Here is a 10,297-nt window from a genome sequence, read left to right as displayed (position 1 = left end):
CTAACTCTTTTGCAAAACTTTGACTTGTATGCAGCATTTTTCTAATTTCTTCTCCTAGAGTATTTGTAACAACTTCTACTCTACCATTTGCATCTCTTACTTCTGTAGTAAAGTCAAGATTGACATAGCTATCAAATACTCTTGCTATCTCGTTTGTATCACTACCTATCTTTTTCTCTAAATCATCTAGCATGTGATTTAATACATTTTTTAATTCATTTAATTGTGGATTATGTGGTGTTTCTGTGATTCTTGCTCTAAAATCACCTGCTTCTATTGTTTTAGCGGTTTCTACGGCTTGAACTACTGCTTTAGAATCTTGCTCTAATCCTAGCTTTGTTTTTTCTATGTTTTCGTTTATGGCGTGCGCCATCTCTCCTAGCTCATCATGGGTTGTAATATGCAGGGGCTTTGGTGCGGTTTTTACCTCGTGGTTTAAAAATGCAAAAAATGTGAGTAAGCTTTTTTTGATAGTTTCAACTGGCTTAAGGTAGATATAAAGCACCACAAATAGCACGATCACGCTTATCGCTGACATTAAAACAACAAGTATGCTTTGCAGTGTAGCCATATCCCAAATTGGCTTTTGTATCATACTTAAATCTTCAAGTGTGCATACTGAATACGCTTGTCCTTGCACGCTTGCGTGATTACAGGTTGCCATTTTGCGTTCTGTTTTGTTATTGCTTATATAGTCAAAGAGAATATTTTTATAGTTACCTTGTTTTGCGGTCTCTGCATATAATGCTTTGAAATTCTCATTTTCTTTTAGCAGAATTTCCTTATTCGATGCTGCAAAAGGCACATGTATAGAATCAAGGGCAAATACATTCACAGGGATAGCATTAAAATGGTCTTGTAGCTGCTCTAGCATAAGATCGAGTGAAAGTATGCCGATAAACTTACCATCTTTGTAAAGCGGATATGCAAAGGTAAAGCATGGTAGGTGGGTTAAAGTATCCTCATAAGCAGGGCTAATGTATATGCCATTTTGCTTTTTGGCTTCAATATACCAATCACGCGTTCGCACATCATAGTTATGTGCTTTACCATAGGAATAATGGCTGATTTTTTCCTTATCAGATTCTGTGTCGCTGACTATAAGCTCCCCATTTTCTCTGCCTATACCAGCACTCATAAAGTTACCACCAACACGAAATGAACGAAGAAGCGGTCCTACATTTTCCATCACTGCTTCTTGTGTGGCTAACTTTTCATAAGGCATTTCTAGAATCATATTGCCAAGCTCTTGTGTAGCTTTGAAGTTAGTCGTCATAAAATCAGCAATAATTGCATCTGCCATTTTTACATTATTTGCTTGTGTATGTGCGGCTAACTCTAGCGTATTGCTACGAGTAACAAAGAAAGTGATTAGTCCAATACCAAGCAGTGCGATCACCATTAACGCACCGACTAAACATGCGATTTTTGTTTTAATGCTTTTTACCATGAAAGCTCCTAAGTATGTAGAAATAAATTATTTTGTGTAAATGCAAGTAATTTGTAGAACTGCATTAATGCGTGTATATGGTAATAACACAAAAATATAGCCCGAAACTATACATTGTTAAAAATAATCAAGATTTAACATCATTGTCTTTATTTATTGCTTCATTGCCAAATGTCTCACCAGTCTCGCTCAAATCTCTTGTCTTTTTACTTCGTGCTTCAATAATGATTGGTGTGCCAAGAAAGCCAAAATGTTGTCGCAAGGTATTGATAAGATAGCGCTTATAGCTAAAATGCAGGGCATTTGGCCTATTCATAATAAGGGCTATTTTTGGTGGCTTAGAATCAAACTGCGTTGCATAATAGATTCTCACAATCTTGCCATGATCGCTTGGTATAGGGTGCTTTTTAAGTGCATTTTGTATGCAGGTATTAAGCTTTGCGGTTGGGATTCTAAGGCTAAAATGCTGATAGACTTCTATAATCTTTTGCTTTAATTCTTTGATGTGCCTATGCGTTGTGCTTGATGCGGTGATAATTGGGGCATATTCTAAAAACTTGAATTTTCTCTTATAAACTTCAAGGCGACTATCAAACTCTTTGCTGCGTATATCCCATTTATGAAACACTACGATAACGCCTAGCCCATTACTACTTGCAATAGAGCTAATCTTTTCATCAAGCTCCACAAACTCCGTGCTACAATCAAGCACAAGCAGGGCAATATCGCATTCTTGTAGCATTTTTTGCGTTCTATCAAGGGCGTATTTCTCTATCCCTTCAATCTTACTGCGTCTGCGAATCCCTGCGGTATCTACGAATGTAAGCTTATAGCCATTATACATAATATGCTCATCAACGGGGTCAATGGTAGTCCCTGCGATGTCTGATACAAGAGATCTGTTTGTATTTGTGAGTGCGTTTAGTAGAGAGCTTTTGCCGACATTTGGACGACCGATAATGCCTATTGAGATGGTGTTGTCTGTATTTTGTGTTGTGTCTATTTGATTAGATATGGTGCTTAAAGATTCTATATCCCGCGAAGTTTCATTTATAGAATCTAGAAATTCATTATTTTGTGATTTAGATTCCATATCAGCTTTTAAAGGTATAGAATCTGAATTATTATCGCATTGCGTATTAAGTGAAATATCTTTTAAAGATTCTATACTAGATGTTTCGCTACGCTCAACATGACAAGGATTAGAATCTAGATTCTGTGTAGCTTGTGTTTTAGAATTAGTGCGACTTTTTAAAGTGGGATTAGAATCTAGCTCTTCATCTTCAAAAGTAAGAATGCTTTCTGTATCGTCAAAATAATCTAAAAAATCAAGTGTTTTTAAAGTCTTTTGTGCTTTTATCTTTTTAGAATCTATAAGTTCTTGTATCATGTTTTCAATGCTTGATAAAAGCTTTGTAATACCTCTATTATGTGCCACAGAGATTGTGATATAAGGCACACCAAATGCCATAAAATCATTTGCCTGCATAGCGAGTTTATCATTATCGACTTTATTTAGCACAAGTAAAAGGGGTTTTTGCTTGCTTAACTCTCTAAAGATTCTAATATCTTCATCAGCGACAATATTGCTTCCATCAACCATGTATAAAATAATATCGCTTGTCGCAACAACTTTGTATGAGTGAAAGGCAATGTGTTCTTTTAGCTGGGTAGCAATTATGGCTTGTTCTCTTTTATTGCTACGATTTATACCATGTATGTCTTTTGTGCTTGGGGCTATTGTTTGAGATTGTGTAGCTTTATTTTGTTTGTAAAACTCTTTTAGTCTATGTGCTAAGACTTCAAGCCCACCTGTGTCAATAAGTGTAATATCAAAGTTATTTAGCCTTAAATCCTTTTTGTTAATATCCCTTGTGCTGCCGCTTATATGTGAGGTTATGGCGATATTCTTTTGATTTAGCCGATTAAAAAGTGAGCTTTTGCCTACATTTGGTCTGCCCATGATGGCTACACTTGCGATAGGCTTTATCTCTATTTGTGTAGAATCTTGTGTGTTTTCTTTAGATTCTATATGTTTTTTGCCACGCTGTTTTGTGTCTTGCGTGATAGCATTAGAATCTTTTATATATTTTTTACCAAGTCCTAATAGACTATTTTGACTCTTTTTATGATATTTGCTTTTATTGTTTGTATCTTTTTTCATAATGGTATCTTATATGTGAGTTTGTGGGATAGCCCCAAAAATTTAAGGCTATGTTAATGTTTGAAGGAGTTATGTTAAATTAGAAATGAAGACCTAGCGTAACGCCTATTCTGTGCATATCCAATTCAACAGAATTTAGCACTTTTGGTTTCTGCCAAGACGCATCAATACCGATTGCTAAAGGTAAAATTGGAATCTTAAACTTCAAACCATAGTTTAACGCCCAAGTATTTGAGATTGTCGCATCTGTAAATTGAGAATACGCAACACCTACATAAGGAGTAAGATAGAAAAACTCAAGCCCCAATACTGCACCATATTGTAGGTTATTGTTTCTATCGCCACCATTGATGATTGTATTAACCGCATTGTTTTGAGTAATTCCTGTGATATTTTCCCACTTCACAAAAGGTGCAATGCGGAATGAACCCGGCTTTAACCATAATCTTGCATACGCACCATAAGTGATATTTGTGTCGCCATCAAATTTTCCACTTTTTGCACTATCAAAGCTAGTCCCTACGATACCACCAACTTCTGGTGATATAAATGGCAATGCTTGCGCACTACCTGCTGCAAGAACACTTGCTAAAACTGCTGCTTTCACACATTTTGTAATTTTCATCTCTTTATCCTTTCATTGTGTAAAATTTATTCAATGCTTAAGATTGAATGCACAATTATACAACTATATCGTCTCATTAAAGCAAACATAAAGTAAAGAAGCAAAAAATGATGATATGACTGCCATGTCTATTTTAGCTTACATTTTGTATCTTTTATCTTATGTTTCACACAAACAAAAGAACTTTCAAGTATGCAAAGCTAAGGAATCTAAGCAAAAATGTATTATTTTGTAACATTTAATAGTGTGTTATATATCATTGTCGCATGTAATTTACTATGTCAATAAATGATATGAATAAAATAATTTCGCAAAATTTGATTTCTAAAAGTTAAAGCAACATGCAATAATGAAGTTTAAGAAAGGTAAGCGATGAAAATATGTCGTTTTATGATGTTAGTATTTACTGCCTACGCATTAACAATACTCAACGCAAAGACAGATTCTAAGAAACAAGAAGTAGAAAGTCTAGACTCTAAAACAACCGCTTGTCATACTGAGCCTTTAGGCGAAGTATCTAAAACTTTAGAATCTAAAAAAGATATTTCGTGCTTACACACTCGATATGACAAGAAACTAGATTCCAACTCGACACAAAACACAGAAACAAGGCAAAACAACAATACAAACAAGGAAGAAACCCATGAATACCCACTTTTAGATAAAAAGTCAAAAGATGAGCTATTTGGCACGATAAATACCGCAGAAATCCCTGATGCAATCCCAGCACCACTGACCACAAAAGCCCTTTTAAGCGTTGAAGATTGGCGTGATACTTATTTCATATACCTTTACAATTTCACACCTATGGAAAATCCACGCCATATACCAAATGAGCTTAAAGGGCAGATAAGCTTTAGAGTCCCTTTGTCAAGGAATATTTTTAAAAGCGGTGGAATCTTATATTTTGCTTTTACAGATACTTTCTTTTTTCAAGTGTTTAATGAAAAGGCAAGTTCGCCGGTAAGAGACAATGACTTTCAGCCAGAGTTTTATTTACCTATCCTATGAATGTAGTATTTTGGGGTGGCACACTCACAGAGCTTACAACTGGTTGGAGGCATATCAGTAATGGCGAGATAGATATAGCACAGGGTGGTTTAACTGATAGAAGTCGAGGCAGTGATAGATGGATATTTAAAGCCAGATGGACGACAAAGCATTGGGGTGTTGATATGGAGGCATTTGCCCCTGTGAGATTCTATCCCGAGAATCCATTTATATATAAATACTTAGGAAGCCTTGAGATAAAAATATTTATGCGTTATAACAAGCATTTAGCCGATGCGACTATAACGGGCTTATTACGATATTTTCAGCCCGGAAAAAAGATTGATAGCTTACATGGTGGTTTGCGGCTAAGCTATACTTATAAGCTTAATCCATACTATGGAGTTTATATGCAATATTTTGTTGGCTATGGGGATTATCTCTATGAATATGATAAAATGGGGCATAGGATAGGCATTGGTGTGCGTTTTGTGAGATAGGTGATACAAGATTGTTGCTTATAGTTTCTAAAATATGCTAAGATTAGAAAACAAGATAAAGGCAAAACATGCAAATATCACTTGATACTTTTATTATTTCTGATACGCATTTTGGACATAAACATGTGCTTGTAAAAGAGCCTTTAAGAGTGATTACACTGAATAACACGCATTATAAAAGCTTTGATGATTTAAGTTTAAATTGGTGGAATGAAGTCGTGAGTGTGAATGATAGCGTGCTGCATTTAGGGGATTTATACTTTGGCGATGGTGATAGCATTTTGCCTAAACTCAATGGTGAAAAAATGCTTGTTGTAGGCAATAATGATATGGGTAAATATCAAAAGCTAAAAGATTGGCGTGTGATAAAAAAGATTAAATTTAAGATTCCAGAAAAAGATATGCTAAAAAAAGCGATGAAAAAAAAGTGGGGCGATGAGCTAAAAAATCCCTATGCCACAGGATTAATCATTGATGTGAATAATGTGCGGATTATGTTTAGCCATTTTCCCGTTGGCGAGAGAAAAAGAAATGATAAATATCATAAAGCAAGGGATATTATCGATTATGCTTACTCTCTAGCAAAATGTGAAGTCAATATCCACGGACATATACACTCAAGAGATAGTGTGCAAGACTACTGCATTAATGCTAGCACAGAAAGACTCTCATTTCGCCCTAAAAGATTGCGTGATATTCTTTCATCATGGGCACATTTTTAATAGCTTTATAGAATCTTTATCTTAATTTTAAAGGACAAATATGTTACTAAAAAGTGTGTTAATGGGTTTTCTTTCATTTTCTATTTTACATGCAGAGACATTAAAAGAATGCAAAAATGAAACAGACATAATAAGCGGTTGTGTAGAAAAAGAATATGATCCAAATGGGAATCTTATGAGAGAAACACCATATAAAAATGGTAAATTCGAGGGTGTGGCAAAAGTGTATTATGAAAATGGCAAACTTATGGGTGAAATACCATTTAAAAACAATGAAATAGATGGTATAGGAAAAATATATGACACAAATGGGAATTTGAGATTAGAAGCGCCGAGTTTAAACAATAAAGTGCATGGCGATGTAAAATACTACACAGAAGATAAAAGGCTATTTGCCACAATAAACGCACAAAATAATAATTATATAAGCGGTAAATGCTTTAATGATAAGGTCTTAACAGACAAAGATTTAAAAGAAATTAGAAACAACGACATTAACATTGAAAAGGCACTTAACTATTTACAAAGAATATGCTTTTAAGAGAGTGATTCTAAATAACCCTTGAATTTAAAGTTCTTAACACTTGCTAGATTCTAATCTTAGAATCTTTATGGCTTTAATCTAAAAGAGTTATTGTAAAATGCATAATATTAAGCGGCAAATGTCATAATGACAAAACACTAACAGATGAAGAAATATCAACTCTAGAGACAAGTAACACTTCAACTGCTTTTTTCAGATTTTTGCATGAAATATGTTTGCCTAATCTTTAGTTTCTAGTTTGACTTTGAGCTTAGAGGCTTTCAAATCTTAAGCGATAGAGTTATATTCAACTTAAACTATAATGTTAGGCAATATAAAGAAGCCTCATAACACGAAAATTTATAGAATCTAAACAGATTTTAGAATCTAGACTAAAACCACAAATCGCCCTTGTAGCAAGGCTAAGGGAGCTAGATACTATGCTAGAAAAAGGACTAGAGAAAGGGAAGCTATGCTAGAGATTTTATATTATATTTTTATATTTCCAGTAGAACAGGTGCTTGAGTGGGCTTTATTTACACTTTTTAAGGCAACTAAGAATTATGGCATAAGCATTATTTTACTCTCTCTTATAATGCAGCTTTTTATGCTAAAACTCACTTTTTACTTTGATAAAAAAGTGGCTTCCTTTGGAGTGTTAAAAGCACAATGTGATAGTAAGATTAAAGAGTTTAAAAGAGTATTTAAAGGTGCAGAACTGCAAAGCTATATCCGCACACTCTATAAGCAAAGGCATTTTCACCCCATTTTTGCCTTATTTGGCTTAGGGGGATTAGCATTACAAATTCCATTTTTTATTGCAATGATTCATTTAGTAGAGAATGCGGAGTATTTGCAAAGTGTCCGCTTTCTATGGATAGATGATTTAAGCAAACCAGATTCTATTATGTTATTTGGTTTAAGTATCCATATACTGCCTTTACTTATGACTATTTTTACTTTAATCAATGTCTTTTATAGCTCAAAAGAGCTAGGTGCGAGAGTGCAAGGGAGTTTGATTGCCTTATTATTCTTGGTGCTACTTTATAGTATGCCGAGTGCGTTAGTATTATATTGGACTTGTAATATGGCGTTTGCGTTGTTTAAAGAGATATTTAAGCAATGTAGAAATAAAAGGCATTCAGTATTGAGCGATAAATCAGGGAGTGCTTCGCCTTACTCACTGCGGTGTATGTCCAATACGCCTCATTCGCAAGACTTGCACAACCCTAATTTCTCATCTCAATCCTTAGAATGCCGAGACTCTAACACTAGAATTGTGGATTCTCAAAATACAGAATCTAAGCTAGATTCTAAAACTGCAAATCCAAGCCAAAACCCTAAAAACACACAATCCACAAAACTACAAGGAAAATTTAAGACTCTATTATTTAACATTTTCACCCCATACACCGCCCTAGATTCTAAAGCCTATACAAATTATCGCAATATTAGCATTCTAGCTATTCTTAATATCTGCTTTATAATATGTGTCTTTAGCCCTTATGCTATTTATAGCAGTGATGTCTCTCAATTTGACACAAGCCAAACATATCAAACACTAGCAGTTTTATTTGGTGCATTCCTTTGTTCTAGCTTTATGGTTATCTATATTACAAGCTTTTTTTATAAAACACGACTTTTTAAGTTTGGTGTATATGTTGCAAGCATATTATTTCTTATCGGGGTCATCAATACATTTATTTTTGTAGGTGATTATGGGGCTATGGATCATTTTGTCTTACAAAAACCAGAGTTTAATAATCCAAATAATCTTTTATATGCCTTGTGTGCTTTTATAGCAAGTGTAGCGATTGTGTATTTTTGTTTTAAATGGCTGAAGAGTATTTTTAGTGTTAGTCTCATTAGTCTTTGTGTGCTAAGTGTTATATCTTTCTTTAATATTATGGAAGCAAATAAAACTTATATAGTCCCAAAAAGCCTTGTTGCAGAGGATAACAATCTGCAACCTTATGAAAAAGAATTATTCTCTTACTCTAAGACTGAAAAGAATATCATAGTTATGGTGCTTGATGCATTCAGTGGCTCACATATGCATCCACTCTTAGAGCAATTCCCAGAGTTTAAAACACAGCTTGATGGCTTTGTGCTATTTGATAACGCTATATCTACGACAAACTCTACTATTCATAGTATTGCTACGCTTATCGGCGGGGAGCATTATGCTGTATATAATATGAATGCCAGAAAAGATAATCTTGATGATAGTATCACTGAAGCCTTTGGTGTTATAGGTGATACTTTTGTAAAGAACGGCTATGATGTGGGGTATTTTATGGGGGAATCGGCCAAAGCAGCCAAATACATACAGGCTTATAATCAAAATATTTTTGTAACACAAAATGGATATGCCTATATCGACTATTATCTTACACACCACCCGGAAGACACAATTGCTTTCAAACTTGCAAATGAAGGTAATGCAGCGATATATAAACGCTTATTAAGTTATGGGACATTTCGTTTTAGTCCAGAAGCATTGCGTTCTAAAATATATAACAATGGAAAATGGTTCCGATATAAGGGGTTGGGCTACAGAATCATGGACCCAAACGTTAGAGGATCGTTAGGATATACTTCATCAATGTATGCTTTTACCCATTTGCACAATACAGAATCTAAAAAGCCAACTTTTAAATACTTGCATACATGTATTACTCATCCCCCATATGCCATGTATTACAATGGAAAAAAATGCTTATTTCAAGGACCAAAAAATCAACTTGCCAACAAAACGGCATGGCATGACCATCCACATAAAGAAACAATGTCATATAGCTATCAAGGCGAACGAGACTTCTTCTTCAAACATTATGATTCTGAAGCATGCGCATTAAATTATCTCGATTATCTTATACAATGGCTTAAAGATAATGCAATTTACAATAACACGCAGATACTTATCGTAAGCGATCATGGATCACCAGATAGTATGGGAATACCACGCTTTATAATAGAAAAAAATGGGCGACCCGAAACCATATTTTTATTTAAAGATTTTAATACAAGCGGAGAGTTAAAAGTAGATTCTAGACTTATGGCAAATTATGATATTTCAAGCATTTTTTGCGAAAATCTTCCTAATGGTTGTCCTAATGTGCCAAAGAATATACTTAAAAATTATCCAAACAATAGAAAAATTATTACTGCAACCCCGATTACAAGCGATCTAAAAAAAACACAAAAAAACGAATGGATTATTGACCATTATTTCCAAGTCAAAGGTAATATTTATGATGAAAATAGTTGGCAAGATATCACAGAAGAAGTTAAAGATGACACATTAAAGATTGATGGGATAA

General features: G+C 34.4%; 6 protein-coding genes and 1 pseudogene. 4 read left to right on the top strand and 3 right to left on the bottom strand.

Annotated elements, in window-relative coordinates; genetic code table 11:
* The 3 genes from T368_RS0110090 to T368_RS0110080 form a co-directional block, all read right to left on the bottom strand.
* The coding region (locus tag T368_RS0110090; protein ID WP_027338463.1) for a methyl-accepting chemotaxis protein at positions 1–1,450 on the bottom strand (1,450 nt) is incomplete at its 3' end.
* A 127-nt stretch (positions 1,451–1,577) separates the two neighbouring features.
* Positions 1,578–3,413 (bottom strand): GTP-binding protein, encoded by a 1,836-nt coding sequence (locus tag T368_RS13925; RefSeq protein ID WP_210647650.1) that lies wholly within the window; start codon positions 3,411–3,413, stop codon positions 1,578–1,580.
* A gap of 280 nt (positions 3,414–3,693) precedes the next feature.
* Entirely contained in the window at positions 3,694–4,239 is a 546-nt protein-coding gene (locus T368_RS0110080; protein WP_004088536.1) for an outer membrane beta-barrel protein, read from the bottom strand.
* Between the two features lie 372 nt (positions 4,240–4,611).
* Between T368_RS0110080 and T368_RS17425 the strand changes: the two are divergent.
* From T368_RS17425 to T368_RS16365, 4 genes and pseudogenes are all read left to right on the top strand, one after another.
* A pseudogene (locus T368_RS17425) lies at positions 4,612–5,729 on the top strand (phospholipase A).
* A gap of 68 nt (positions 5,730–5,797) precedes the next feature.
* Complete coding sequence (locus tag T368_RS0110065) at positions 5,798–6,451, top strand: metallophosphoesterase family protein (RefSeq protein WP_004088532.1); 654 nt, start codon at positions 5,798–5,800, stop codon at positions 6,449–6,451.
* A 40-nt stretch (positions 6,452–6,491) separates the two neighbouring features.
* Positions 6,492–6,992, top strand: coding sequence for a toxin-antitoxin system YwqK family antitoxin (locus tag T368_RS0110060; protein ID WP_004088531.1), 501 nt, complete (start codon positions 6,492–6,494; stop codon positions 6,990–6,992).
* Positions 6,993–7,446: 454 nt separating this feature from the next.
* On the top strand, positions 7,447–10,297 hold a 2,851-nt coding region (locus T368_RS16365), incomplete at its 3' end, for a YidC/Oxa1 family membrane protein insertase (RefSeq protein WP_034567591.1).

The sequence above is a fragment of the Helicobacter bilis ATCC 51630 genome (assembly GCF_000686565.1).
Classification (GTDB): domain Bacteria; phylum Campylobacterota; class Campylobacteria; order Campylobacterales; family Helicobacteraceae; genus Helicobacter_A; species Helicobacter_A bilis.
Note: the sequence above shows the minus strand (reverse complement) of the source record. Positions and strands in the feature narration are given on the sequence as shown.

Coding starts and splice junctions, on each gene's coding strand:
- T368_RS13925 (WP_210647650.1), bottom strand. CDS start 3,413: ATGGGCAGACCAAATGTAGGCAAAAGCTCACTTTTTAATCGGCTAAAT.
- T368_RS0110080 (WP_004088536.1), bottom strand. CDS start 4,239: ATGAAAATTACAAAATGTGTGAAAGCAGCAGTTTTAGCAAGTGTTCTT.
- T368_RS0110065 (WP_004088532.1), top strand. CDS start 5,798: ATGCAAATATCACTTGATACTTTTATTATTTCTGATACGCATTTTGGA.
- T368_RS0110060 (WP_004088531.1), top strand. CDS start 6,492: ATGTTACTAAAAAGTGTGTTAATGGGTTTTCTTTCATTTTCTATTTTA.